This window comes from Streptomyces sp. NPDC032126, from assembly GCF_055580085.1.
The window spans coordinates 678,175-703,817 of record NZ_JBVIMA010000003.1; the positions used below are offsets into that span (position 1 = coordinate 678,175).

Annotated in this window: 22 protein-coding genes and 1 pseudogene; 12 read left to right on the forward strand and 11 right to left on the reverse strand. The window is 72.5% G+C overall.

Annotation, left to right across the window (positions count from 1 at the left end; all coding sequences use genetic code 11):
- Positions 1 to 120: 120 nt before the first annotated feature.
- Complete coding sequence (ftsH, locus tag ACZ5NW_RS16065) at positions 121 to 2,160, forward strand: ATP-dependent zinc metalloprotease FtsH (RefSeq protein WP_468744415.1); 2,040 nt, start codon at positions 121 to 123, stop codon at positions 2,158 to 2,160.
- A gap of 111 nt (positions 2,161 to 2,271) precedes the next feature.
- Positions 2,272 to 2,877 carry a GTP cyclohydrolase I FolE gene (folE, locus tag ACZ5NW_RS16070; protein ID WP_468744416.1) on the forward strand — a complete coding sequence of 202 codons (606 nt, stop codon included), beginning with the start codon at positions 2,272 to 2,274 and terminating at the stop codon, positions 2,875 to 2,877.
- 12 nt (positions 2,878 to 2,889) lie between these two features.
- Here folE and ACZ5NW_RS16075 read toward each other — a convergent pair whose 3' ends face one another.
- The 6 genes and pseudogenes from ACZ5NW_RS16075 to ACZ5NW_RS16100 all read right to left on the reverse strand — a co-directional run bounded on the left by ACZ5NW_RS16075 (position 2,890) and on the right by ACZ5NW_RS16100 (position 8,187).
- Positions 2,890 to 3,375 (reverse strand): DUF3180 domain-containing protein, encoded by a 486-nt coding sequence (locus ACZ5NW_RS16075; RefSeq protein WP_468744417.1) that lies wholly within the window; start codon positions 3,373 to 3,375, stop codon positions 2,890 to 2,892.
- Between the two features lie 61 nt (positions 3,376 to 3,436).
- The gene (gene folK / locus ACZ5NW_RS16080) at positions 3,437 to 4,048 is read right to left on the reverse strand and encodes a 2-amino-4-hydroxy-6-hydroxymethyldihydropteridine diphosphokinase (protein ID WP_468744418.1); all 612 of its coding nucleotides are present in this window, start codon (positions 4,046 to 4,048) and stop codon (positions 3,437 to 3,439) included.
- Positions 4,045 to 4,404, reverse strand: coding sequence for a dihydroneopterin aldolase (folB, locus tag ACZ5NW_RS16085; protein ID WP_468744419.1), 360 nt, complete (start codon positions 4,402 to 4,404; stop codon positions 4,045 to 4,047). Before folB ends, folK begins: the two co-directional genes overlap by 4 nt.
- Before the next feature lie 258 nt (positions 4,405 to 4,662).
- Positions 4,663 to 5,166, reverse strand: coding sequence for a nuclear transport factor 2 family protein (locus tag ACZ5NW_RS16090; RefSeq protein WP_468744420.1), 504 nt, complete (start codon positions 5,164 to 5,166; stop codon positions 4,663 to 4,665).
- 188 nt (positions 5,167 to 5,354) lie between these two features.
- Positions 5,355 to 6,257: pseudogene (gene folP, locus ACZ5NW_RS16095) on the reverse strand (dihydropteroate synthase); the annotation flags it as partial.
- 118 nt (positions 6,258 to 6,375) lie between these two features.
- Positions 6,376 to 8,187, reverse strand: coding sequence for a phosphatidylglycerol lysyltransferase domain-containing protein (locus tag ACZ5NW_RS16100; protein ID WP_468744421.1), 1,812 nt, complete (start codon positions 8,185 to 8,187; stop codon positions 6,376 to 6,378).
- A 223-nt stretch (positions 8,188 to 8,410) separates the two neighbouring features.
- Between ACZ5NW_RS16100 and ACZ5NW_RS16105 the strand changes: the two genes are divergently transcribed.
- A complete protein-coding gene (locus ACZ5NW_RS16105) occupies positions 8,411 to 9,532 on the forward strand; it encodes an alpha/beta hydrolase (RefSeq protein WP_468744422.1) in 1,122 nt (373 codons plus the stop codon).
- A gap of 299 nt (positions 9,533 to 9,831) precedes the next feature.
- On the forward strand, positions 9,832 to 11,298 hold the full coding sequence (locus tag ACZ5NW_RS16110; protein ID WP_468744423.1) for a hypothetical protein: 1,467 nt from the start codon (positions 9,832 to 9,834) through the stop codon (positions 11,296 to 11,298).
- Positions 11,299 to 11,369: 71 nt separating this feature from the next.
- On the opposite strand, the gene ACZ5NW_RS16115 is transcribed toward ACZ5NW_RS16110, so the two are convergent.
- The gene (locus ACZ5NW_RS16115; RefSeq protein WP_468744424.1) at positions 11,370 to 12,716 is read right to left on the reverse strand and encodes a PH domain-containing protein; all 1,347 of its coding nucleotides are present in this window, start codon (positions 12,714 to 12,716) and stop codon (positions 11,370 to 11,372) included.
- Complete coding sequence (locus ACZ5NW_RS16120) at positions 12,713 to 13,255, reverse strand: PH domain-containing protein (RefSeq protein WP_468744425.1); 543 nt, start codon at positions 13,253 to 13,255, stop codon at positions 12,713 to 12,715. Before ACZ5NW_RS16120 ends, ACZ5NW_RS16115 begins: the two co-directional genes overlap by 4 nt.
- 31 nt (positions 13,256 to 13,286) lie before the next feature.
- On the opposite strand from ACZ5NW_RS16120, the gene ACZ5NW_RS16125 reads away from it, so the two are divergent.
- Entirely contained in the window at positions 13,287 to 14,438 is a 1,152-nt protein-coding gene (locus ACZ5NW_RS16125; protein ID WP_468744426.1) for an NADH-quinone oxidoreductase subunit D, read from the forward strand.
- Between the two features lie 53 nt (positions 14,439 to 14,491).
- Here ACZ5NW_RS16125 and ACZ5NW_RS16130 read toward each other — a convergent pair whose 3' ends face one another.
- Positions 14,492 to 15,520, reverse strand: a complete 1,029-nt coding sequence (locus ACZ5NW_RS16130; RefSeq protein WP_468744427.1) for an SAM-dependent methyltransferase — start codon at positions 15,518 to 15,520, stop codon at positions 14,492 to 14,494.
- A gap of 153 nt (positions 15,521 to 15,673) precedes the next feature.
- On the opposite strand from ACZ5NW_RS16130, the gene ACZ5NW_RS16135 reads away from it, so the two are divergent.
- The 3 genes from ACZ5NW_RS16135 to ACZ5NW_RS16145 all read left to right on the forward strand — a co-directional run bounded on the left by ACZ5NW_RS16135 (position 15,674) and on the right by ACZ5NW_RS16145 (position 18,376).
- Positions 15,674 to 16,876: a sensor histidine kinase gene (locus ACZ5NW_RS16135; RefSeq protein WP_468744428.1), complete on the forward strand. Its 1,203-nt coding sequence runs from the start codon at positions 15,674 to 15,676 to the stop codon at positions 16,874 to 16,876.
- 66 nt (positions 16,877 to 16,942) lie between these two features.
- Positions 16,943 to 17,617 carry a response regulator transcription factor gene (locus ACZ5NW_RS16140; RefSeq protein ID WP_468744429.1) on the forward strand — a complete coding sequence of 225 codons (675 nt, stop codon included), beginning with the start codon at positions 16,943 to 16,945 and terminating at the stop codon, positions 17,615 to 17,617.
- A 126-nt stretch (positions 17,618 to 17,743) separates the two neighbouring features.
- The gene (locus tag ACZ5NW_RS16145; RefSeq protein ID WP_468744430.1) at positions 17,744 to 18,376 is read left to right on the forward strand and encodes an AAA family ATPase; all 633 of its coding nucleotides are present in this window, start codon (positions 17,744 to 17,746) and stop codon (positions 18,374 to 18,376) included.
- 20 nt (positions 18,377 to 18,396) lie between these two features.
- Here the strand turns inward: ACZ5NW_RS16145 and ACZ5NW_RS16150 are convergent, their stop codons facing one another.
- Both ACZ5NW_RS16150 and ACZ5NW_RS16155 read right to left on the reverse strand, forming a co-directional pair.
- On the reverse strand, positions 18,397 to 19,500 hold the full coding sequence (locus ACZ5NW_RS16150) for a DUF5937 family protein (protein WP_468744431.1): 1,104 nt from the start codon (positions 19,498 to 19,500) through the stop codon (positions 18,397 to 18,399).
- A 131-nt stretch (positions 19,501 to 19,631) separates the two neighbouring features.
- Positions 19,632 to 20,855 carry a threonine aldolase family protein gene (locus ACZ5NW_RS16155; protein ID WP_468744432.1) on the reverse strand — a complete coding sequence of 408 codons (1,224 nt, stop codon included), beginning with the start codon at positions 20,853 to 20,855 and terminating at the stop codon, positions 19,632 to 19,634.
- A gap of 162 nt (positions 20,856 to 21,017) precedes the next feature.
- On the opposite strand from ACZ5NW_RS16155, the gene ACZ5NW_RS16160 reads away from it, so the two are divergent.
- From ACZ5NW_RS16160 to nadC, 4 genes are read left to right on the forward strand one after another with little or no spacing between them, the layout of a single operon-like run.
- On the forward strand, positions 21,018 to 21,947 hold the full coding sequence (locus ACZ5NW_RS16160; protein ID WP_468744433.1) for a Rossmann-like and DUF2520 domain-containing protein: 930 nt from the start codon (positions 21,018 to 21,020) through the stop codon (positions 21,945 to 21,947).
- A complete protein-coding gene (gene panC / locus ACZ5NW_RS16165; RefSeq protein ID WP_468744434.1) occupies positions 21,944 to 22,936 on the forward strand; it encodes a pantoate--beta-alanine ligase in 993 nt (330 codons plus the stop codon). Before ACZ5NW_RS16160 ends, panC begins: the two co-directional genes overlap by 4 nt.
- Positions 22,933 to 24,645, forward strand: a complete 1,713-nt coding sequence (locus ACZ5NW_RS16170; protein WP_468744435.1) for an L-aspartate oxidase — start codon at positions 22,933 to 22,935, stop codon at positions 24,643 to 24,645. Before panC ends, ACZ5NW_RS16170 begins: the two co-directional genes overlap by 4 nt.
- Complete coding sequence (gene nadC, locus ACZ5NW_RS16175; protein WP_468744436.1) at positions 24,642 to 25,631, forward strand: carboxylating nicotinate-nucleotide diphosphorylase; 990 nt, start codon at positions 24,642 to 24,644, stop codon at positions 25,629 to 25,631. Before ACZ5NW_RS16170 ends, nadC begins: the two co-directional genes overlap by 4 nt.
- The last annotated feature ends 12 nt before the right edge of the window (positions 25,632 to 25,643 follow it).

Below are 25,643 nucleotides of genomic sequence, written 5' to 3' on the forward strand. Positions count from 1 at the left end.
GCAGACGGCATTGCCAGCTCCACCGTGCGGCTTCGGGCCACAATGCTGGGGTACCGTCAGAAGAACTGTCTTATCAAACTCACTATGGCAGGAGGGACGGGGCGGCACCGCTCCGTATGGATGGACGTGAAGCGATACTTCCGTGGGCCGGTCATGTGGATCGTGCTGGCCGTCCTTGCCGTGGTCGTGTTGATGCAGGTCGTCGGCTCGTCCGGCGGCTACAAGACGGTGGACACCGGCCAGGTCGTGGCAGCGATCAACGACAACAAGGTCGAGTCGGCCAAGCTCACCACAGGTGACGAGCAGACCATCAAGGTCACGCTGAAGGACGGCGAAAAGGTCGAGGGCAGCTCGAAGATCCAGGCGAGCTACATCGGCGACCAGGGCGTGACCATCGCCAACACGCTGCAGACCAAGTACCAGGACAAGCAGATCCCCGACGGCTACACCGTCTCGCCGACGAAGCAGAACGCCTTCGTCGGGATCCTGCTCTCCCTGCTCCCCTTCGTCCTCATCGTCGTCGTGTTCCTGTTCCTGATGAATCAGATGCAGGGCGGCGGCTCCCGAGTGATGAACTTCGGCAAGTCCAAGGCCAAGCTCATCACCAAGGACACCCCGAAGACGACGTTCTCCGACGTCGCGGGCTGTGACGAGGCCGTCGAGGAGCTCCAGGAGATCAAGGAGTTCCTCCAGGAGCCGGCGAAGTTCCAGGCCGTCGGCGCCAAGATCCCCAAGGGCGTGCTCCTCTACGGCCGTCCCGGTACCGGCAAGACGCTCCTCGCGCGTGCCGTCGCCGGCGAGGCCGGGGTGCCCTTCTACTCGATCTCGGGTTCCGACTTCGTCGAGATGTTCGTCGGTGTCGGTGCCTCCCGTGTCCGTGACCTGTTCGAGCAGGCCAAGGCGAACGCCCCGGCGATCGTCTTCGTCGACGAGATCGACGCGGTCGGCCGCCACCGCGGCGCCGGCCTCGGCGGCGGTCACGACGAGCGCGAGCAGACGCTGAACCAGCTGCTCGTCGAGATGGACGGCTTCGACGTCAAGGGCGGCGTGATCCTCATCGCCGCGACGAACCGGCCCGACATCCTCGACCCGGCGCTTCTGCGTCCCGGCCGCTTCGACCGGCAGATCGCCGTCGACCCGCCGGACCTGCAGGGCCGTCTGGAGATCCTCAAGGTCCACCAGAAGGGCAAGCCGGTCGCGCCCGACGTCGACCTCGCCGCGGTCGCCCGCCGTACGCCGGGCTTCACCGGCGCGGACCTGAGCAACGTCCTCAACGAGGCCGCGCTGCTCACCGCCCGCAGCGACAAGAAGCTCATCGACAACGGCATGCTCGACGAGGCCATCGACCGTGTGGTCGCCGGCCCGCAGAAGCGGACCCGGATCATGTCGGACAAGGAGAAGAAGATCACCGCGTACCACGAGGGCGGTCACGCCCTGGTCGCGGCGGCCTCGCCGAACTCCGACCCGGTCCACAAGATCACGATCCTGTCGCGCGGCCGCGCCCTCGGCTACACGATGGTGCTGCCGGACGAGGACAAGTACTCGACCACGCGCAACGAGATGCTCGACCAGCTCGCCTACATGCTGGGCGGCCGGGCGGCCGAGGAGCTCGTCTTCCACGACCCGACCACGGGCGCGGCGAACGACATCGAGAAGGCCACGGCCACGGCCCGCGCGATGGTCACCCAGTACGGCATGACCGAGCGTCTGGGCGCCATCAAGTTCGGCGGCGACAACACCGAGCCGTTCCTCGGACGGGAGATGGCCCACCAGCGCGACTACTCGGAAGAGGTCGCCGCCCTGGTGGACGAGGAAGTCAAGAAGCTCATCGAGAACGCGCACAACGAGGCCTGGGAGATCCTGGTCGAGAACCGCGACGTCCTCGACAACCTGGTGCTCCAGCTGCTGGAGAAGGAGACGCTGGGCAAGGAGGAGATCGCCGAGATCTTCGCCCCCATCGTCAAGCGCCCGCCGCGGCCCGCCTGGACCGGCTCCTCGCGGCGCACGCCGTCCACCCGTCCGCCGGTGCTCTCCCCGAAGGAGCTCGCCCTGACGAACGGCGCCAACGGCGCGACGCCCGCGATCAGCACGGCCAAGTCCACCGTCGTCGACCCCGCCCCCGCGGTGGAGTCGGCCCCGGACGACCGCTCGGAGAGCTGAACCGGCCGCCTCACCAGGCCCGGAATGGATGCCGCGCCCCCCAGGTTCTAGCCTGGGGGGCGCGGCATTTTTCGGCCGTGCAGGCAGGACACCGAGGAACGAGGCTGCAGAATGACCGACCCCGTGACGCTGGACGGCGAGGGCATCATCGGCGAGTTCGACGAGAAGCGCGCCGAGAACGCCGTCCGCGAACTCCTGATCGCGGTCGGTGAGGACCCGGACCGCGAGGGCTTGAAGGAGACGCCGGGGCGCGTGGCGCGGGCGTACCGGGAGATATTCGCGGGGCTGTGGCAGAAGCCCGAGGACGTGCTGACGACCACCTTCGACCTGGGCCACGACGAGATGGTGCTGGTGAAGGACATCGAGGTGTTCTCGACCTGTGAGCACCACCTGGTGCCGTTCCGGGGCGTGGCACACGTGGGCTACATTCCGGCCACCAGCGGCAAGATCACGGGACTGTCGAAGCTGGCCCGGCTGGTCGATGTCTTCGCCCGTCGGCCGCAGGTGCAGGAACGTCTCACCACGCAGATCGCGGACTCCCTGATGGAGATCCTGGAGCCGCGCGGGGTCATCGTGGTCGTCGAGTGCGAGCACATGTGCATGTCGATGCGGGGCATCCGCAAGCCCGGCGCCAAGACGATCACGTCGGCGGTGCGCGGGCAGCTGCGGGACGCGGCCACGCGCAACGAGGCGATGAGCCTGATCATGGCGCGCTGACCGCAGGGCACGTCACGCCGGTGAGGCGGCTCCCGAGTTGCGGTCGTCGTCCTCCGGGAGCTTGCACACCCGCTCCAGGAAGATGGCCGCCGCTATGACACCGATCCCCGCGACGACCGAGAAACCGGCGTAGATGGCCTGATCGCGACGGGCCGGGATGTCGAGGGACTCCAGGAGAAAGACCCCCGTGCCGCCGTACATACCGGCGACGAGGGCCGCCACCAGGGCGCTGGCCTGACCGAAGACGACCGCGCGGGCCGCCATCAGCGGATCGACGCCCTTGGCACCCGGGCGGCGCTCGCGCTGGGCCTTGAGGCGGGCGCGGAGCGAGAGCGCCGTGGCGAGGAGCACTACGGCGATCAGGGCCAGGACGATGGGGGCGGCCAGGGGGACGCTGGGGAGGGTCCCCACCGCGTTCCACAGGCGGGCGCCCGCCCAGGACAGCACCCCGGCCACGACGAAGACGGCGGCCAGCACCCTGATGCGCAGCTCTCTCACGGTGTTCCTTCAGCTCCCCCGACTGGGCCCGGCGTACTTGCGGTCGTGTTGACCTTAACGACTACTCGGGCAGCCGGAGTTCCAGGTCCTTGCGGGGAGCCACTCCGTCCCGGGTGAGCGTGTCGAGCAGCTCGGCGACCGCGCCGCGACCGGGGAGCAGGGCGCCGGGCTCCACGTCGTACCAGGGGGCGAGGACGAAGGCCCGCTCGTGCGCGCGCGGATGCGGCAGGGTGAGCTGCGGGTCGTCGGAGACGACATCGGCGTAGGCCACGATGTCGACGTCCAGCGTGCGCGCGCCCCAGCGCTCCTCGCGCACCCGGTGGAAGGCCTCCTCGACGGCGTGCGCCCGCTCCAGGAGGGAGGACGGGGGCAGCGTGGTCTTCAGGACGACGACCGCGTTGAAGTACGACGGCTGGCTGCCGGGCGCCACGCCCCACGGCTCCGTCTCGTACACCGGCGACACGGCCTTCACCCGCACGCCCGGGGTGTCCTCCAGGGCGTCGATGGCGCCCTGGAGGGTCTCCAGGCGGTTACCCAGGTTCGAGCCGAGGGAGATCACGGCCCGCTTCGGGTTGTGGAGGGTGGTGTCGGCGGCGTCGACCTGCCGAACGACGGAGGCGGGCACGGGCTGCACGGTCGGGTCGCTCGGACCACCCGTGAAGGACGCGGTCATACTCGGCTCCGGGTGATCGTGACGGTCACGTCGTCGAAGGGGACCGTGATCGGCGCGTCCGGTTTGTGGACGCGCACCTCGATCTCCTCCACCCCCTCGTGCTTCAGACAGGCCTGGGCGATGCGCTCGGCGAGCGTCTCGATGAGGTTCACCGGCTCGCCCTCCACGACGGCCACGACCTCCTCCGCCACGATGCCGTAGTGCACGGTCTTCGCCAGGTCGTCGTCGGCCGCGGCCGGACGGGTGTCCAGGCCCAGGACGAGGTCCACGATGAAGGTCTGACCCTCCTCGCGCTCCTTGGGGAACACTCCGTGGTACCCGCGGGCCTTCAGGCCGCGCAGCGCGACACGATCCACGCGAATCACTCCTGCAATCGTCGGTGTCGGCCGGTCGTCGCCGCGTGCGGGCGGCACTCCGGCCTCGAACGAATCTACCTGCGGGCACTGACAGGACCGGGCCGTGGGCGCCGGCCCGTGCCGGGTCCAGGAGGATTCACCGCGCGTTTCCCCTGGGGAACCCGGTGGCTCACGGGTCGGTAGCCGCCCCTACCCGCGGGTTCGTGATTCCAACCACTTCTTGGTCCTTGCGGGGGGCTTCACCGGGCGTCTACCCACTCAGGCGGGTGTCTCGCCGTCCTCGTCACCGTCGTTTTCGGCCAGGACCGGGGAGGCGTGGTGCGACCAGATCTTCCAGCCGCCCGCCGTGCGGCGGAACACGTTCGTGGCGACCACCAGCTGACCGACCAGCGGACCCAGCTCCTCGCCCGCCGCGGGCGCGGGGCCGCCGCTGAGGATGTTCTCCGTGCAGGTCACAAGGGCGGTGTCGCCGGTGACCGAGACGTGCACGTCGGTCAGGATGAACTGGATGTAGTCGGTGTTCGCCATGATCAGCGCGTACGACCGCAGTACCTCGCCCCGACCTGTGAGCACCGGCCAGCCGGGGTGCACGCAGGAGACGACGCCCGCGTCGGCGGGGTCGTGGTACTCCTCGTCGACGCCCAGGTCGGACGGCGTGAGCCAGAACGACGACAGCGCCTCGAAGTCGCCTCGCTCCATCGCCTCGTAGAAGGCGGTGTTGGCGGCCTCGACCTGCTCGACGTCGGTGTGGGGGGCGCTCACCGGTCTCCCTCTGCGCCGTGCACATCGTCGGAGGACGGCGCGCGACCCACGGAGGGGGCGCTGTCGTGATCGCCCACGCCAGGCGCAGGCTGCTCGTTCCGCGCCCCGCGCGCCGACTCCGCGCCGGGCGCTTCAGCTCGGCCATGCGCCCCGCGCCCGTGCCCAGCGCCCGGCGCGTGACTCCGTCCTTGCGCCCCGCGCGACTCACCCGTGCCCCGCGCATGGCCGTCCGCCCGCGCTCCCTCCACGGCCCGGGCGACCCGCACCGCGTCCGCCGTGGCGTGGACCTCGTGGACGCGGACCGCCCACGCGCCGGCCTGCGCGGCGAGGGCGGAGACGGCGGCCGTGGCGGCGTCGCGCTCGCGCGCGGGGGGCGGGGCGGCGTCGGGACCGGCCAGGACGCGGCCGAGGAAGCGCTTGCGGGAGGCGGCGACCAGGAGGGGGTGGCCGAGCGTGTGCAGGCGGTCGAGGTGGGCGAGGAGGGCGAGGTCGTGTTCGGCGTCCTTGGAGAAGCCGAGGCCCGGGTCGACGACGATGCGGTCGGGGGCGATGCCGCCGGCGAGGACGGCGTCCACCCGCGCGCGCAGTTCGTCGACGACTTCGGTGACCACGTCGTCGTAGACGCCCTTGACGTTGCCGCCTTCCAGGAAGCCGCGCCAGTGCATGACGACGAACGGCGCGCCGGCGGCCGCGACGACGGGGATCATCGCGGGGTCGGCGAGGCCGCCGCTGACGTCGTTGACGAGGGCGGCGCCCGCCGCGAGGGACTGCGCGGCGACCGAGGCGCGCATGGTGTCGACGGAGACCACGGCGCCCTCGGAGGCGAGGCCGCGCACGACGGGGATGACCCGGCGCAGTTCCTCCGCCTCGTCGACGCGGGTGGCGCCTGGGCGGGTGGACTCGCCGCCGACGTCGACGAGGTCCGCGCCCTCGGCGACCAGCGCGAGGCCGTGCTTGACGGCGGCCGTCGTGTCGAACCAGCGGCCGCCGTCGGAGAAGGAGTCGGGCGTCACGTTGACGACGCCCATGACCGCGCAGCGGTCCCATTCCGGAAGGCCGACGACGCGCGCGCGTCCGCTCTGCTTGCTCATATGTTCAGCGTAGGCCCCGGGCGGGGCGCCGAAAGCGCGGCGGCCCGAGCGGACGCCCCAGGGCTGGAGGGGGGCAGGACGTCCGCTCGGGCCGGTCTCGGGTGGGCCCGCCATCCGGTCAGGCGGCGCGCATGTCGTGCTCCGCCAGCGTGTGGGCGCAGGGGCGCGCGACCTGCCTGCGCCGGCGCAGGAAGCGCGGCAGCGGCAGGGCGAGATTCACGAAGCCCTCCGCCTGCATGGCGGCGAAGCCGATGCGGGGCAGGTCGGCCGAGTTGCGGTAGACGACGAACCGCGGCTCCCAGCGGGGCTGGAACTTCGCGTTGAACTTGTACAGCGACTCGATCTGGAACCAGCGCGAGAGGAACACCAGGAGCCCGCGCCAGGCGCGCAGCACCGGTCCCGCGCCGATCTTCTCGCCGCGTGCCAGAGCCGAGCGGAACATCGCGAAGTTCAGCGACACGCGCGCGATGCCGAACTTCGGCGCGGCCTGGAGGGCGGCGACGATCAGCAGCTCGTTCATGCCGGGGTCGGCCGAGCGGTCGCGGCGCATCAGGTCGAGGGAGGCGCCGTCGGGGCCCCAGGGGACGAAGTGCAGGATCGCCTTCAGATCGCCGTACGGACCCGGTTCGGCGTCGGCCTTGTGCGCGGTGGCGATGAGGCAGTCGCCGTCGGTCGCGTCGCCGATACGGCCCAGCGCCATGGAGAAGCCGCGCTCGGTGTCGGTGCCGCGCCAGTCCTCGGCGGCCTGCCGGATGCGTTCCAGCTCGGTCTCGCCGAGGTCACGGACACGACGGACCCGGGTTTCGTAACCGGCGCGTTCGATGCGCTTGACCATCTGCCGGACGTTGCGCATCGCGCGGCCGGCGAGGGAGAAATCCGCGACGTCCACCACCGCCTCGTCGCCCAGTTCGAGGGCGTCCAGGCCGGTCTCGCGGGTCCACACCTCGCCGCCCGTCTCCGAGCAGCCCATGACGGCGGGCGTCCAGGAGTGCGCGCGTGCCTCGTCCATGAACCGCTCGATGGCGCCCGGCCAGGCCTCGACGTCGCCGATGGGGTCGCCGCTGGCGAGCATCACGCCGGAGACGACGCGGTACGTCACCGCGGCCTTGCCGCTGGGGGAGAACACGACGGCCTTGTCGCGGCGCAGCGCGAAGTGGCCGAGGGAGTCACGCCGGCCGTGCTTCTCCAGGAGGGCACGCAGGCGTGTCTCGTCCTCCTCGGTGAGGCGGGCGGCGGGGTGTTCGGGCCGGAAGGCGAGGTAGATCGTGGTGACCGCCGTGATCCAGCCGAGGGCGCCCAGGGAGAAGGCCACGGTCCACGAGGTGTTGCCGTCGTACTCGACCGGTCCCTCGAAGCCGAACAGGCCGTACAGCACGTGGGTGATGCGGTCGGCCAGGCTCGGGTCGCCGACCAGGGTCCCGGGGTGGGCGTTGACGATGACCAGTCCGAGCCCGAGGGAAGCGGCGCCCATGAGGACGAAGTTGGCGAGCGCGCGCCAGCGGCTGCGCGGGTCGGGCAGCGCCGCGAACTGGTCGCGGTGCCGCAGCAGCGGCACCAGGAGCGCGACCGAGAGCAGCGCGCCGATGATCGAGTGCCGGTAGATGAACTGCGCGACCGCGCCGGCCGGCAGCAGGGCGACGGCGGCGCGCCAGGCCCGTCGCTTGCCCCGCTTGAGGCCGTGCGCGAGGAGCAGCAGCAGAACGCCCGCGCTCAGCGAGAGCGCGGCCGCGAACGGCCCGAACGAGCCGGGCAGCACCTCGGCGAGAGCGTGCATACGGCTGTGCCGGAACCGCGGGAAAACGCCCGCGGCGACGTCCAGCAGGCCGACGAGGGCACAGGCCCTGCCGATGAACACGGGAACGGACTCGGGTCGCGGACCCCGCAGCACACTCCGCACCCGGCTTGATCGGTTCGGAACCCCGCCCGACATTTCGCCATCTTCCCTGACAGACATCGCATCCCACAGTTCCGCGAGAGATCTTTGAATCCGGGCCCGACCGGGCATCCGGCGACATTGCGCCCTCTAGGACGGTGTCTCGGGGAGAGAGGTTCACTCGTCTCCCCAAAGCTCCTTCAAAGGCCAAGGAAAGTCCGGGACAAGCTCGCACGACAGTGCGGCAAAACCGGACGGGAAGCGCAGGCGGGAACACCCCATGGGTCTCACGAGCAACACAGTGCTGCTGCTGGCGGTGCTGTTCGCGGTATCGCTCTTCGTCGGCACGGTGTGGCTGTGGCCGCGGCTCGCCCGCCGCAGCTGGCGGGCGGTCGGCGGCCGGGTCGGGCTGTTGCTCGGCACCCAGCTGACGCTCTTCGCGTCGGTGGGCCTCGCCGCCAACCAGGCCTTCGGGTTCTACGCCAGCTGGGCGGACCTGCTCGGCAGGGAGACCGAACAGGGCGTGGTCGTCGACCACGCGAGCGGTGGCGGCGGGCCCCTCCAGGTGCTCGAGACGCGCCGGGTCGAGGGGCCGGGCGGCGGCCGGCCGCAACTCGCCGGGCAGATCGAGAAGGTGGCCCTGCAGGGAGGTACGTCGCACATCACCTCACCGGCGTACGTGTACCTCCCGCCGGAGTACTTCCAACCCCAGTACCGCACCCGTACGTTCCCCGCGGCCGTCGTCCTTACGGGGTATCCCGGTACCGCCGAGGCGCTCGTCGACAAGCTGCACTACCCGCGCACCGCGCGCAGCCTCGCCAAGGACGGCCATATGCAGCCGATGATCCTGGTGATGCTGAGACCGACGGTCGCGCCGCCGCGCGACACGGAGTGCGTGGACATCCCTGGCGGGCCGCAGACCGAGACATTCTTCGCGAAGGACCTGCCCGACGCCGTGACGAGCCACTACCGGGTGGGCAAGAAGCCCGGCAGTTGGGGCATCATCGGCGACTCCACGGGCGGCTACTGCGCTCTGAAGCTCGCCATGCACCACCCGGACGTCTACGCGGCGGCCGCGGGCCTGTCGGCGTACTACAAGGCGCCGTCCGACCCGACCACGGGCGATCTGTTCCACGGGAACCAGACGCTGCGCAATCAAGCCGACCTGCATTGGTTCATCAAGCACATGCCGGCGCCCGCCACCTCACTGCTCGTCACCAGCAGCAAAGTGGGGGAATCCAACTACAAGGCGACGCTGAAGCTCATCGACGAGGTGAAGGCGAACGGCCGGACGCATATCTCGTCGATCGTCCTCGACAGCGGCGGACACAACTTCAACACCTGGCGCCGCGAGATCCCGCCGACCCTGCAATGGATCAGCGGGCGGCTCGGGGGCGGCTGAGTCACGCGCGCGTGGCGGCGCCCGCTTTCGCCTCCATGGAGGGTCCGACCAGAAATGATCTTGGTTCTTGTCGAATTCGCCCGTGGTTCTCCGCCGGCTCCTCGCCGCTTCTTGGGCGGCTCTCCGGCGGTACTTCGGTGGCTCTGTGGCGGTTCTTCGGCGGAGGTGATTTCCGATGTCTCCTGAAGGCTGCGGGATGGCTGTCTTTTTACGGGGCGGGGCGCCAACGCTCGCCTACGCGCGGTAAGTTTCTGGCCATGCCACGTGGACGTCACCGCCATTCACCGCCCTTGCACAGGATGCTGCCTCCTTCGGCGATCGCCGGCGTCTCCCTCATCTGCGCTTTCGGCCCGTGGGTGTTCTCGGACACCGCCGTGCTGCGCGTCGTCGCCGCGATCGCGGCGGCCACGGCGGTCGTCGGCGCGGCCGTCATGCGCCGCTGGGACACGCAGGCCGGCAAGCACGTCGCCGACCTCACGCGCGCGCGGGTGAGCGACGAGTGGCGTTTCGAGGAACGCGTCGCCGAACTGGAGACGGATCTGGAGGAGTCGCGCGAGCTGCGCGCCAAGTTGGAGCAGCGGCTGCGCGCCAAGCGCGCGGAGCTGGCCGGCCTGCGCAACGAGCACGCGGCTCTGCTGCGCCGGTACGCCACGGCGGAGACCGAGCGGGCGAGCGCCCTGGAGGGCCGCCGTCTGCTGGAGATAGAGACCACGGCCCCGGTACGAGAGCTGCCGCCCGCTCCGGCGGACGCGTCGCGTGAGGCCCGGGACGAGAGCGGCGAGGCCGAGGGCAAGGTCGGTGTCGAGGTCGGTGCCGACGTCGATGCCGATACCCACGCCGAGGGGAAGCCGGAGACGCCGGCGGTCTTCTCGCCGGAGGGGTCCCAGCTGTTCCTGCGGGCCAAGGTGGCGCTGAGCCGGCTCGACAGCGAGGTCGCGAAGGACGCGGACGGGCGGACGGCTTCGGTGGCCGAGTCCGGTACCGGCTCAGGTATCGGCTCCGGCGAGGCGGAGGCCGCGCAGGAGGACGAGGCGGAGGGGCAGTCCGAGGCGGTCGACGAGCACACGCGCGCGGCCGCCACGCACCCGGACGGCGAGGGCAGAGGGGGCGCGGACAGCGCTGAGGCGGCCGAGGCCACTCAGGACGCTGACGGTGCCGAAGGCGGCGTGGACGCCCAGGACACCCAAGACGCCCATGACGCCGCGGAAGCCGGAGACACCGGGGACGCCGGGGACGCCGAGCGGCGTGACACTTCGGCTGTGACGGCTTCTTCGGACGAGCCCGTCGAGCACGCGGAGGCCACCGACCCCGTGGAGCCCGCAGGGCCGCCCGCCGGCCGTGCGGAGGGTCCGGGTCACATGGAGCCCGAGCTTTCCGCTCAGGTCGCTGTCACCACTGCCGTCTCCACCGACATCGTGCCCCGACCCGCCGCCCCCGTGCAGCGGCCCGCCGGGCACTTCACCGTGCCGACCGCCGTGGCCGTCGTACCGGCGACGCAGCCGGTGCGCCGGCCCACCTCCGAGGGCGGGTTCGACTTCTTCGGAACGAAGACGCCCGCGTCGCCCGACGCCCTGGAGGCCGTGCAGAACGAGGACCTCGCCGATGTCGTCGGGCAGGAGGCGCTCGCCCTGCACAAGGCCGAGACCGAGGCCGGGTTCAAGCCGATCGACGAGCACGCGCGCGGGGTCGGCCAGGTGATCGACCTGACCGCGCACGACGAGACCGAGCAGATCGACCTCCAGGGACTGCGCAGCGCCGTCTCCTGAGCGTGTGAGCCGGCTGAAGCCGCCCTGACCCCCGGCCCGTCGGCCGCCCGGACCGCCTGACCGCACCGCGATCAGGCGGTCTCCGTCATCCAGCGGTCGGGCCGTGCGTCCCTGCGCCCCGTCCGGGACCGTTCCGCCTGGCCCCTGAGCAACTCCGCGGCCTCCCGGGCGTCCCGCAGCCGGGCCGTGACGGTCTTTCCGGCCCCCGTGTCCACGTGGAGGTCGGCGAGGCGCCACAGCCGCTGCCAGGGGCCCTGGGAGAGCCGCACACTCTGGACCTTGGCGTGCGGTACGAGGGCCAGCTCGCGGCGCAGCAGGCCGTGCCGGGCGGCGAACACCGTGTCCGTGACCGCGATGCCGTAGCCGCGCCACCGGAGCGGAACGCACCGCCCGGCCCGGCGCGGAGGCCGCGACAGCGCGGCGGCCGCCGGTACGGCCACCCCCGGCAGGACGCGCGCGATGACGGCCTCGGCCGCCGCGCGCGGGGCGACCGGGACGAGCAGCGAATTGGCCGAGCCGGCCACGTCCAGTTCCACGCGCACCCAGTCGCGTCGCCGCCACAGCACGGGCTGCACGACGCGTACGGTCTGCACGCGCCCCGGCGGCACCGTCTCGTGCGTGCGGTCCAGCAGCCCGTGGTCGATGCGCAGCCCGTCCGGGGAGTCGCCGATCGTCCAGTCGTACTCGCCGACGAACCGGCCCGCGCTGCGCGCGCCCGCCGCGCCGAGCAGCGGCAGGCCCGTGGCGAGGACCGTCCACAGGCTGTGGGTGGCCAGCCAGAGGATCGGCGGTACGACGAGGGCGGCGGCCAGAGCGCCCCAGGTGGCGCCCGTGAGCGCGAGGGAGAGGGCGAGCGCGCGAGGGGGCACGCGCAGCAGTTCGTGCGCCGGTGCCTCGCCGACTTCGCGCGCCGTCTCGGGCGCGAAGCCCGCCGCGCGCGCGAGCAGTTCCGCGCGCAGGGCGCGCGCCTCCTCCTCGCCCAGGAAGGCCAGTTCGTCCTTCTTGTCGGCGCCGACCACGTCGAGCCGGAGCTTCGCCACTCCCGCCACGCGCGCGAGGAGCGGCTGGGTGACGTCGATCGCCTGGATGCGCTCCAGCCGGATGTGCGCGGTGCGCCGGAACAACAGGCCGGTACGGATGCGCAGTTCGCTGTCGGTCACCGAGAAGTGGGTGAACCACCAGCTCACGAAGCCGTACAGGGACGCCGCCGGGACGATCACGGCGAGGGCGAGCAGCAGGGTGCCGGTGGTCACCCGGGTCAGCTGCTCCTGCGCCTGGTTCGGGTCGTGCACGGCCCATCCGGCGAGCACCGCGACGGGCGCCCACGCCCGCCGGAACGGCGTCACGGGGTGCAGCCGGTGCTCCTGGACGGCCGAACCGCCGGGGCGTACGGCGTCGTCGACGCCCGGCGCGGTCACAGACCCGCCGATCGGGCCTCGCCGAGCCGGGTGAGCCGGTCGCGCAGCCGTTCCGCCTCGGCCGGGGAGAGGCCCGGGATGCGCGCGTCGGTCGCCGCGGCGGCGGTGTGCAGCTGGACGCCGGCCAGGCCGAACCAGCGCTCGACGGGCCCGGACGTGACCTCCACCAGCTGCATGCGCCCGTACGGTACGACCGTCTCCTCGCGCCACAGCACGCCCCGGCTGATCAGCAGGTCGTCAGCGCGCTCGGCGTACCGCCAGGAGCGCCAGTTGCGGCCGAGCAGCACCCAGCCCCAGGCGATCGCCGCCGACGGCAGCAGCGCGAAGCCGGCCCACACCGGCCCGACGAGCAGCCCCAGCAGCAGTCCGATGCCGAGGGCGGCGGTCCCCAGCCACACCACCAGCAACAGCCGCCGCATCCGCAGCAGGCCAGGCGGCAGACCGTTCCACGCCGTTGGTTCGGCCTCCGCGGTCCCCGCGGACTCAGCCGCCCCCGTTGCCCGCGTCGCCCCCGTGTCTTCAGAGCTCCCCGTCTCCATACGGCCAGCGTACGTAGGGGAGACTGTGTCCATGACTCCTACGACGGAGACCACGGTCGGGATCGGCGGCGCCGCGGAGAGCACCGACATGGTGCTCAACATCGGACCGCAGCACCCCTCCACGCACGGCGTGCTGCGGCTGCGGCTCCTGCTGGACGGCGAGCGCATCACGCGCGCGGAGCCCGTGATCGGCTACATGCACCGGGGTGCCGAGAAGCTCTTCGAGGCGCGCGACTACCGCCAGATCATCATGCTGGCCAACCGCCACGACTGGCTGTCGGCGTTCTCCAACGAGCTGGGCGTGGTCCTCGCCGTGGAGCGCATGCTCGGCATGGAGGTGCCCGCGCGCGCGGTGTGGACCCGGACGCTGCTCGCCGAGCTGAACCGGGTGCTCAACCACCTGATGTTCCTCGGCTCGTACCCGCTGGAGCTCGGCGGCATCACGCCGGTCTTCTACGCGTTCCGTGAGCGCGAGGTCCTCCAGAACGTCATGGAGGAGGTCTCCGGCGGGCGCATGCACTACATGTTCAACCGCGTCGGCGGCCTCAAGGAGGACCTGCCGGCCGGCTGGGCCTCCCGCGCGCGTGCCGCCGTCGCCGATGTCCGCTCGCGCATGGACGTCTTCGACGACCTGGTGCTGGGCAACGAGATCTTCCGGGGGCGCACGCGGGATGTGGGTGTCCTCGCGCCGGAGGCCGTGCACGCGTACGGCGTGAGCGGCCCCATCGCGCGCGCCTCGGGCGTCGACTTCGACCTGCGCCGGGACGAGCCGTATCTCGCCTACGGGGAGCTCCAGGACACGCTGAAGGTCGTCACGCGGCAGGAGGGCGACTGCCTCGCCCGCTTCGAGTGCCTGCTGGAGCAGACCCACAACGCCCTCGACCTCGCCGACGCCTGCCTGGACCGCCTCGCCGAGCTGGAGCCGGGGCCGATCAACCAGCGCCTCCCCAAGGTGCTGAAGGCGCCCGAGGGGCACACGTACGCGTGGACCGAGAACCCGCTCGGCATCAACGGCTACTACCTGGTCAGCAAGGGCGAGAAGACCCCGTACCGCCTCAAGCTGCGCTCCGCCTCGTACAACAACATCCAGGCCCTCACCGAACTGCTGCCGGGCACGCTGGTCGCCGACATGGTGGCGATCCTCGGCTCGATGTTCTTCGTCGTCGGCGACATCGACAAATAGGTCCGGCACATCGGTTCGGCACATCGGTCCGGCACGTAGGTCCGGGCGGCCGGTCACACCGGTCCGGAATCCGCTCCGGAATCCGCAGACAGCGGATCGGGGATTCCCACGGGGCACAGCAGCCAGCCGAAGTCGCCGAGGCCGCCCACCGCGGTGAGCTCGGCGGCCTCACCCGCCTTGGCGAGGGCGCGTACGTAGGCCGTGGGGTCGGTGGAGGCCAGCGCGAGCGGGGGGCGTGCGCCCGCGAGATGCAGGGCGCGCAGGGCGGCGCGTTGCGTGAGAAGGCGCGCGGGCGATGCGGCGCACGCCTCCGCGCACGCGTCCAGTGCCACATGCGCCGTGATGTCGCATGAGCCGTCCGGTACCGGAGGGGTCTCGCGGCCGTCTCGGAAGCCGGTGAGGGTGCCGAACGGGGGGCGGGTGTCGGTGGTGTGGGCGTAGTCCACCGCGACCGCGAGCCCGCGCGTGACGCGCGCCACCGCCGCGGACCAGGCCGCGTCCCGGTGGCGCCCGATCTCGGCGCGCGCTCCCTCGATGGAGGGAACCGGCCACCAGCGGGCCAGCCATTGGGCGTCCGCGCCGGAGACCGGCTCACCGAGGCGTTCCACCCCGTCGGCGCGGACGAGGACCAGGCGGGGGGTGCCCGAGGGGGCGACCTCGGCGATGTCGAGGGGGACGTTGTCCAGCCACTCGTTGGCGAACAGCAGACCGGTGATCCCGGCCGGGGGCTCCGGTAGCCAGGTGACGCGGCGGGGGAGGCCGGGTGGGCGGTCGGCGAGTTCGACGGCGTACGCGCGCGTGCGGGCGGCGACCTCGGCGGGGAGCGCGGCGAGGACGCCGGTGACCAGTTCGCCGCGTCCCGCGGCCATGTCGACGAAGTCCAGTGTGTCCGGCCGACCCAGCGCCTCGTCGACGCGGCAGAGCAGCCGGGCCACGGCCTCGGCGAAGAGCGGCGACGCGTGGACGGACGTACGGAAGTGCCCGGCCGGGCCCTCGGGACGCCGGTAGAAGCCGTGCGGGCCGTACAGGGCGTCCTGTGCGGCCGCCCGCCAGCCGCGCCACGCGCCGCCCTCGTTCGTCACGCCTGTTCTCTCCTCCCGGCCGTCCCCCGCACCATCGGGCCAGATTAGGCGCACAGGTGATCACTGCCTCCACCTTGGGGAGTACGCGCGTGAGGCCCGGATCGGCCCTCCGGTTGACCCCTGCACACTGGTCACTTCCCTACTCTGGGTTACGTGCAGCGCCTCTACGACTTCCTCCGCAGGCACCCGACCGGGGTCGACGGCTTCTGGGCCCTCGTCCTCTTCGGGATCTCGCTCATGGCGGAGGCGACGCGCCAGGAGGCGACGGGCACCGACGCGCCGGCGTTGATCATCCCGGTCTATCTGCTGCTGTGCTTGGTGATCGCGCTGCGCCGGCGCATGCCGGAGACGATGCTGCTGCTGGCGGGCGCGCTGGGATGCGTGCAGCTGGTGCTCGACGTGCAGACGTCGGTCGCCGACTTCGCGCTGCTGGTGATCGTCTACACGGTCGCGGTGTCCGGCGCGCGCTGGGCGTCGCGGCTCGCGCTCGGGGTGGGCCTCGTCGCCGCGTCACTGGCGCAGCTGCGCTGGCCCCATGAGGAAGCCAGCATCGCGGGCAACATCGTGATCGTCGTCTTCCAGACGGTCCCGTTCGCGCTCGCCTGGGTGCTCGGTGACTCCATGCGCACCCGGCGCGCGTACTTCGCGCAGCTGGAGGAGCGCGCCGCGCGTCTGGAGAAGGAGCGCGAGGCGCAGGCGAAGGTCGCGGTCGCCGCCGAGCGCGCCCGTATCGCGCGCGAGCTGCACGACGTCGTGGCGCACAACGTGTCCGTGATGGTGGTGCAGGCCGACGGCGCGGCCTACGTCCTCGACGCGGCGCCCGACCAGGCGAAGAAGGCGCTGGAGACGATCTCGTCCACCGGCCGGCAGGCGCTCGCCGAGATGCGCCGCCTGCTGGGCGTGCTGCGCACCGGCGAGCATCGGGAGGGCGGGGAGTACGTGCCGCAGCCCGACGTGGAGCAGATCGAGGACCTCGTCGAGCAGTGCCGGGGCTCGGGCCTGCCCGTCGACTTCAAGATCGAGGGGACCCCGCGCCCGCTGCCCAGCGGGGTCGAGCTGACCGCGTACCGCATCGTGCAGGAGGCGCTGACCAACACCCGCAAGCACGGCGGGCCCAACGCGGGCGCGAGCGTGCGGCTGGTCTACTTCGACGACGGGCTCGGCCTGCTCGTCGAGGACGACGGCAAGGGCGCCCCGCACGAGCTGTACGAGGAGGGCGGCGTCGACGGTCAGGGCCACGGCCTGATCGGGATGCGCGAGCGGGTCGGCATGGTCGGCGGGACCCTGGACGCGGGGCCGCGCCCCGGCGGAGGATTCCGCATCAGCGCCCTGCTCCCGCTCAAACCGGCGCACTGACACCGGCGCGCCCCTGTTGACACCTGTCACGCCCCTATACCGCAACGACCCACGGAAGAGGACCCGATGACGATCCGCGTGATGCTCGTCGACGACCAGGTGCTGCTGCGCACCGGGTTCCGGATGGTGCTCGCCGCCCAGCCGGACATGGAGGTCGTCGCGGAGGCGGGTGACGGCGTCGAGGCCCTTCAGACGGTGCGGGCGACGGCGGTCGACGTGGTGCTGATGGACGTGCGCATGCCCAAGCTGGACGGGGTGGAGGCCACCCGGCGGATCTGCGCCGAGCCGAATCCGCCGAAGGTGCTGATCCTGACCACCTTCGACCTCGACGAGTACGCGTTCTCCGCGCTGAAGGCGGGCGCGTCCGGCTTCATGCTCAAGGACGTGCCGCCCGGCGAGCTCCTGGCCGCGATCCGGTCCGTGCACAGCGGCGACGCCGTGGTCGCCCCGTCCACCACGCGCCGGCTGCTCGACCGGTTCGCGCCGATGCTGCCGAGCACCGGCAAGGAACCCCAGCACAAGGAGCTGGAGCGGCTCACCGAGCGCGAGCGTGAGGTCATGGTGCTGGTCGCGCAGGGACTGTCCAACGGGGAGATCGCGGCCCTGCTGGTGCTCTCCGAGGCGACCGTCAAGACACACGTGGGCCGCATCCTGACCAAGCTGGGCCTCAGGGACCGCGTGCAGGTGGTGGTCCTGGCCTACGAGACAGGGCTGGTGCGGGCCGGCGGCGGCCACGGCTGACGGCGCTCCTACGACGCCTCGACGCTCCTACGACGCCTCGACGACGCCTTGGCCGGGCCGGTGGCCGCAGATCGGATCACCGGGGAACGTGGCCCGCGTGCGACCCGCGACCACTAGGGTCGGCGCATGCTCCTGTGGATCAACGGCCCCTTCGGGGGCGGCAAGACACAGACCGCACACGAGATACAGCGCCGGCTGCCCGGCAGCGTGATCTGCGACCCCGAACACCCCGGCTTCGGGTTGCGCCGCATGCTGCCGCCGGAGCTGCGCGGGAACTTCCAGGACCTGGTGTCCTGGCGGCAGGGCGTCGTCGAGGTCCTCGACCTGGCGCTCACCCGGCACGACGGGGTGGTGATCGCGCCGATGACGGTCACCGATCCCGGCTACTTCGACGAGACCGTCGGCCGGCTGCGCGAACTCGGCCACGACGTGCGCCACTTCACGCTCCTCGCCGAACGCGAGACCGTGCTGCGACGTCTGCGCGAACGCGGCTTCGGGCACCTCCTTCGGTTCGTCTCGGGGAAGAACGCCGGGCTGCGCAGGGAGAGCTGGGCCGTGGAGCAGCTCGACCACTGCCTGGAGCGGCTGCGCGAGCCGGAGTTCGCCGAGCACCTGTGGACGGACCACGCGACCGTCCCGAAGACGGCCGACCGCATCGCCGTCCTCGCCGGCCTCACCCTGCGGCCCAACACCGAGGGCGCGCTGCGCACACGGCTGCGGCAGGCGCGCGTGGGCATCCGGCACATCCGGTTCGACTGACCGCGCGGCTTCCGCGCGGGTCAGCGCAGGACGCCCTCGATGAAGTCGCTCCCCAGGCGGGCCACCGCCGACAGGTCCAGCTGATGCAGGACGTACCGGCCACGGCGGCGGGTGGTGATCAGCCCGGCCTTCTTCAGCACCCCCAGGTGCCGGGATATCTCCGGTGCCGACATGCCGTGCGCGTCGGCCAGCTCGCTCGTGCTGTGCGGGGCGCGGGCCAGATGGCGGCACAGGCGCATGCGCACCGGGTGCGCCAGCGCTTCCAGGCGGCGCGTGAGCTGCTCGACGGACGGCGCCTGGGGGCCCGGGCCGCTGACCGGATACGTGATCGTGGGCTGCCATCCGTGCCGGTGCAGCACCAGGACGTGCGGCCAGCCCAGGCTCGTCGGGACAAGGACCAGGCCGCCCTCGCCCGTGGTGCTGCGGCCCTCGATGAGCTTGTCGACCGTGATGGTGCGGCCCGTCTCGTCCAGCGTCACGGCGCCGGACATCGCGGTCAGGGCCTCCGCCAGGCCCTTGCGGCGCAGCAGCTCGGTCTTGTGCCGGGCGTCCGCGGCCAGTTGGGGTTGCACGCGCGCCCAGATGTCGGCGAAGAACGCCTCGTCGCAGTCCCGCACCAGCTGCCGGAACCACGCGCGCACGGCCGGTGGATCCGACAGCAGCCGCCGGGTGAACTGCTCCTGCACGCTGCCGCGCGCCGCGGCCAGTTCGAGCGCGCGCCGGCGCACGTCCTCGTCGTCCAGCGCGCCCGGTCCGCCGCTGTCGTAGCTGATCTGGCAGGTGAACTCCAGGGCCGCGTGGACGAACTGCTCGTCGGAGAGCTTGTCGAGCAGGTCCAGTTCCTCGCCGAGCGTCGCTCCCGGGCGCGCCTGGCGGTCGGGGAGACCCGCGAAGGGCGCGAAGACGTCCGAGAACGTCGTGCGCCACAGGAAGTCCGCCTCGCACAGGCGGTCCGCGAGGCCGGGGTCCAGGCGCGAGGAGACCGCCGTCGCCCAGCCCTGGAGCCCCGGGTGGTGGCCGGGCTCGCTGAGCGCGTGCAGGGCCATACCCAGCTCGGACAGGGGGGAGGGCACGACGACGACCTGCTCCGGCCGCAGCTCCGTGACGTCGATGACCACGCTCATGCCCCCATGGTGCACTCCGCCACTGACAACCCCGCCTCGATTGACGGGCCCCGTCAATCGAGGCGGACACCGGCCTTACGCCCGTGGGCTTTTGTGACGCCCTGCGCCCGTCGGCGTCCGCGCCCCCGTCTCTACCGCGCGTCGGCCTCCGCGCCCGTCCGCCGCGCGAGTTCCTCCTGGAGCCGGGCCACGAAATCGGCGACCGCCGCCCGCACGTCCTGGTCGGTCCACTCCAGGGCGGGGGCGCGTACGTCGACCTCCGTCATGGCGAGGCCCGGTCCGGGGGCGTCCCAGGGGCGGCAGAACAGCATGGTCTTGGTCTCCTCGGCCGTACGGATCGCCGCGTCGGCGACCGTGTCGGCGTCGTAGGGCAGCCACACCTGGAACTCGTTGGTGTGCGGCACCTCCGGGTGGACGCGCGACCAGGGCACTCCGGAGGCGGCGAGGCCCTCGCGCAGGGCGGCGGCGACCACGCGCGCGTGGCGCACGTACTCCGGCAGGCGCGGAAGTTCGCGCTCCAGGCCGATCAGGGCCGCCAACGCCGTCGGGAACTGCTGGAAGATCATCCCGCCGTAGCGGTGGCGCCAGGTCTTGGCGTCCTCCACCAGCGTCCTCGGGCCCGCGAGCACCGCGCCGCCGAAGCCGGCGAGCGACTTGTACAGCGACACGTAGACGCTGTCGGCCAGGCCGGCGATCTCGTCCAGGGGGCGGCCGAAGTGGACGGTGCACTCCCACAGGCGCGCGCCGTCGAAGTGCACCACCGCGTCGCGTTCGCGCGCGGCCTCGACGAGCCCGGTGAGCTCCTCCCAGGTCGGCAGCAGGAAACCGGCGTCCCTCAGGGGCAGTTCGACCATCAGCGCGCCGAAGGGCTCCGGGGCGTCGCGCACCTCGTCGGCGGTCGGCTGCCGGAGCTCGCTCGTCAGCCGGATCGGGCGCAATCCGCTGACCTGGCTGAACGCATGGCGTTCGTGCATCTCGGGGTGCGACAGCCCGTGCAGGGCGACGCCCTGGTCGCCGGTGCGGGCGGCCCAGCAGCGCAGCGCGACCTGCTGCGCCATGGTGCCCGTCGGGAAGAAGGCCGCCGCCTCCTTGCCGAGCAGGGCGGCGACCTTGTCCTCCAGGGCCTCGACGACGCCGTTGCCGTAGATGTCCGCCGGCTCGTCCAGGTCGTACACCTCGCCGGCGGTGTCGAGGACCGCCAGGCGGTCGCGCAGCGGCGCCTGGAAGCCGGGGCGCGCGAGGACGCGCTGGGCGCTCCGGAGCGCGCTCCCGCGCCGCTGTCTGCGCTGCTTGAGCCGCTCCTCGTCCGTCGGTAGCCCGGACTCCTGTGGGGTGTGTTCCGCCGTATCGGTCATGACCTGGATCATGGCGCGCGCGGAGCCGGGGAGCCATGCCATTTCGGCCGCCCGGATACCCACAGCCTGTGGATGGCCGGACGCTCGTCGAACCGATCGCGTTAACATGACGAGAAATCGTCCGGTACCCAGAGCGGACTGGAACGGGAAGGCCGCCCTCGCGTGAGTACAAGCCAACAACCAGATCCCAAGGACCGCCCCGCGCGGCTCACCGTCGGTGTCGTCGGCGCCGGCCGTGTGGGCCCCGCCCTCGCCGCGTCCCTCCAGCTCGCCGGGCACCGGCCGGTGGCTGTCTCCGGGGTCTCCGACGCCTCCCGGCGGCGGGCGGCCCTGCTGCTGCCCGACGTACCGCTCGTGCCGCCCGCCGAGGTCCTCCAGCGCGCCGATCTCGTCCTGCTGACCGTCCCCGACGACGCCCTGCCCGGTCTCGTCGAGGGTCTCGCCGAGACCGGCGCCGTGCGCCCCGGCCAGCTGCTCGTGCACACCTCCGGGCGGTACGGCGCGAAGGTCCTCGACCCCGCCCTGCGCGCGGGCGCGCTGCCGCTCGCGCTGCACCCCGCGATGACGTTCACCGGCACGCCCGTTGACGTCCAGCGGCTGGCCGGCTGCTCCTTCGGCGTCACCGCTCCCGACGAGCTGCGCCTGGCCGCCGAGGCGCTCGTGATCGAGATGGGCGGCGAGCCGGAGTGGATCGCCGAGGAGAGCCGCCCGCTCTACCACGCGGCCCTCGCCCTCGGCGCCAACCACCTCGTGACGCTGGTCGCCCAGTCCATGGAGCTGCTGCGCGCGGCCGGCGTCGAGGCGCCCGACCGGATGCTCGGCCCCCTGCTGGGCGCCGCCCTGGACAACGCGCTGCGCTCCGGCGACGCGGCGCTCACCGGCCCCGTCGCGCGCGGGGACGCCGGCACGGTCGCCGCGCACGTCGCCGAGCTGCGCCGGCACGCCCCGCAGACCGTCGCCGGCTATCTGGCGATGGCCCGCGCCACCGCCGACCGCGCGCTCGCGCACGGCCTGCTCAAGCCGGAACTCGCCGAGGACCTCCTCGGGGTACTCGCGCACGGCACCCACGGCACCGAAGGAGCCGCCGGATGACCACCACCCTGCTGCGCACCGCCGCCGAACTGCACGCGCGCGTGCGCGACGGCCGCCGGGCCGTCGTGATGACGATGGGCGCCCTGCACGAGGGGCACGCCACGCTGATCCGCACCGCGCGCGGACTCGCCGGGCCGGACGGCGAGGTCGTCGTCACCGTGTTCGTCAATCCGCTGCAGTTCGGCCAGGGCGAGGACCTCGACCGCTACCCGCGCACCCTGGAGGCCGACCTCAAGATCGCCGAACAGGCCGGCGCGGACGTCGTGTTCGCCCCCTCCGTGGACGAGGTCTACCCCGGCGGCGAGCCCCAGGTGCGGATCTCCGCGGGCCCCATGGGGGAGCGCCTGGAGGGCGCCTCGCGCCCCGGGCACTTCGACGGCATGCTCACCGTCGTCGCCAAGCTGCTGCACCTCACCCGGCCCGACGCCGCCCTGTTCGGCCAGAAGGACGCCCAGCAGCTCGCCCTGATCCGCCGGATGGTGCGCGATCTGAACTTCGGCGTCGAGATCGTCGCCGTACCCACCGTGCGCGAGGACGACGGGCTCGCCCTGTCCAGCCGCAACCGGTACCTGTCGACCGCGGAGCGGCGCACCGCGCTCGCCCTCTCGCGCGCGCTGTTCGCCGGCCGCGACCGGCACGCCGCCCAGGAGGCGCTGCGCGCACGCGCGCGTGAGGTACCCGCCACGCACGCGCGTGCCGAGGCGCTCAGCGCCATCGGGGAGTCCCGCGCCGCCGCCGACGCGCACGCCGTCGCCAAGGCCGTACCCGGCGCCGCCTCGGCCGTCCGCGCGGCCGCCCGTCTCGTCCTGGACGAGGCGCTGCGCATGGAGCCGCCGCTCAAGCTGGACTACCTCGCGCTCGTCGACCCGTCGGACTTCACGGAGATCGGCGACGACTTCACCGGCGAGGCCGTCCTCGCCGTCGCCGCCCGGGTCGGCACGACCCGGCTGATCGACAATCTCCCTCTCACCTTCGGAGCCGCCTCGTGACCAGCACAGGCATACGACTGCACGCGCCCGCACCCGGGTGGTCCATCGACGCGGACGTGATCGTCGTCGGCTCCGGCGTGGCCGGTCTGACCGCGGCCCTGCGCTGCCAGGCCGCCGGCCTGAGCACCGTCGTCGTCACCAAGGCCCGCCTGGACGACGGCTCCACCCGCTGGGCCCAGGGCGGCATCGCCGCGGCCCTCGGCGAGGGGGACACGCCCGAACAGCACCTGGACGACACGCTGGTCGCGGGCGCGGGCCTGTGCGACGAGGAGGCCGTACGGCTCCTCGTCACCGAGGGACCCGGCGCCGTACGGCGGCTGATCGCCACCGGCGCGCACTTCGACGAGTCCGAGGAAGGCGGCCTGGAGCTCACCCGCGAGGGAGGCCACCACCGCCGCCGTATCGTGCACGCGGGCGGCGACGCCACCGGCGCGGAGGTCTCCCGGGCGCTCGTCGAGGCGGCACGCGCGCGCGGGCTGCGCACGATCGAGAACGCGCTCGTGCTGGACCTGCTCACGGACGCCGACGGCCGCACCGCGGGCGTGACGCTGCACGTGATGGGCGAGGGCCAGCACGACGGCGTGGGCGCCGTGCACGCCCCCGCGGTGGTCCTCGCGACCGGTGGCATGGGCCAGGTGTTCGCCGCGACCACCAACCCGTCCGTGTCGACCGGCGACGGCGTGGCGCTCGCCCTGCGCGCGGGCGCGGAGGTCAGCGACCTCGAATTCGTCCAGTTCCACCCGACCGTGCTGTTCCTCGGCCCGGACGCGGAGGGCCAGCAGCCGCTCGTCTCCGAGGCCGTGCGGGGCGAGGGCGCCCACCTGATCGACGCCGACGGCGTGCGCTTCATGGTCGGACAGCACGAGCTGGCCGAGCTGGCGCCCCGGGACATCGTCGCCAAGGGCATCATGCGCCGCATGCTGGAGCAGGACGCCGAGCACATGTTCCTCGACGCCCGGCACTTCGGCGCCGAGATGTGGGAGCACCGCTTCCCGACGATCCTCGCCGCCTGCCGCGCCCACGGCATCGACCCGGTCCACGCGCCCATCCCGATCGCCCCGGCCGCCCACTACGCCTCCGGCGGCGTGCGCACCGACTCCCGCGGCCGGACGACCGTGCCGGGCCTGTACGCGTGCGGCGAGGTCGCCTGCACCGGCGTGCACGGCGCGAACCGGCTCGCCTCCAACTCGCTCCTCGAGGGGCTCGTCTACGCCGAGCGCATCGCCGCCGACATCGTCGCGAGCAACGCCGGGAACTCCCTCCACGCGCGTGTGCCGCAGCCCGTCCCCTTCCCCGAGACGCCCGCGCACCCGCTGCTGGCGCCCGAGGCGCGGTTCCTCATCCAGCGGATCATGTCCGACGGCGCGGGCGTGCTGCGCTCGGCGGACTCCCTGGAGAAGGCCGCCGACCAGCTCCAGCGCCTGCACACCGAGGCGCGCGACGCGCTCGACGAGAACGGCAAGACCGCCGAGCCCGGCGTCGACACCTGGGAGGCGACCAACCTGCTGTGCGTGGCCCGCGTCCTGGTCGCCGCCGCCCGGCTGCGCGAGGAGACGCGCGGCTGCCACTGGCGCGAGGACCACGCCGGGCGCGACGACGAGGGCTGGCGCCGGCACATCGTCGTACGGCTGAATCCCGACCGGACGCTGGCCGTACACACCACGGACACCGCAGACTTCCCCCCGACCCAGCGTCCCCAGGAGCAGTGACAGAAGTGAGCAACGACCTTCCCCTCGCACAGAGCGGCGGCTGCGGCGACGGCTGCGGCTGCGGAGCCGACGCGGACGTCGACGAGGAATTCATGGAGTGCGGGCTCGACCCCGCGCTCGCGCAGCTCCTGGCCGACGCCGGGCTCGACCCCGTCGAGGTCGAGGACATCGCCAACGTCGCCATCCAGGAGGACCTGGACCACGGGGTGGACGTGACGACCGTCGCGACCATCCCGGAGGACGCCGTCGCCACCGCCGACTTCGTCGCGCGCGAGGCGGGCGTCGTCGCGGGCCTCAGGGTCGCCGAGGCGGTCGTCTCGGTCGTCTGCACGGACGAGTTCGAGGTCGAGCGGCACGTCGAGGACGGCGAGCGCGTCGAGGCCGGGCAGAAGCTGCTGTCGGTCACCACGCGCACGCGTGACCTGCTGACCGCCGAGCGCAGCGCGCTCAACATCCTGTGCCGCCTGTCCGGCATCGCGACCGCCACGCGCGCGTGGGCGGACGCCCTGGAGGGCAGCAAGGCACGCGTGCGGGACACCCGCAAGACGACGCCCGGGCTGCGTTCGCTGGAGAAGTTCGCGGTGCGCTGCGGCGGCGGCGTCAACCACCGCATGTCGCTGTCCGACGCGGCGCTGGTCAAGGACAACCACGTCGTCGCCGCCGGGGGCGTCGCCCAGGCCTTCAAGGCCGTACGGGAGACCTTCCCGGACGTGCCGATCGAGGTCGAGGTCGACACCCTGCACCAGCTGCGCGAGGTCGTCGAGGCGGGCGCGGACCTGGTCCTGCTGGACAACTTCACGCCCGGTGAGTGCGCGGAGGCCGTCGGGATCGTCGGCGGGCGGGCGCTGCTGGAGGCGTCGGGGCGGCTGACCCTGGGCAACGCCAAGGCGTACGCCGACACGGGCGTCGACTTCCTCGCCGTGGGGGCCCTCACGCACTCCTCGCCGATCCTCGACATCGGCCTGGATCTGCGAGCGGCGGAGTAGGGAACGGGATCC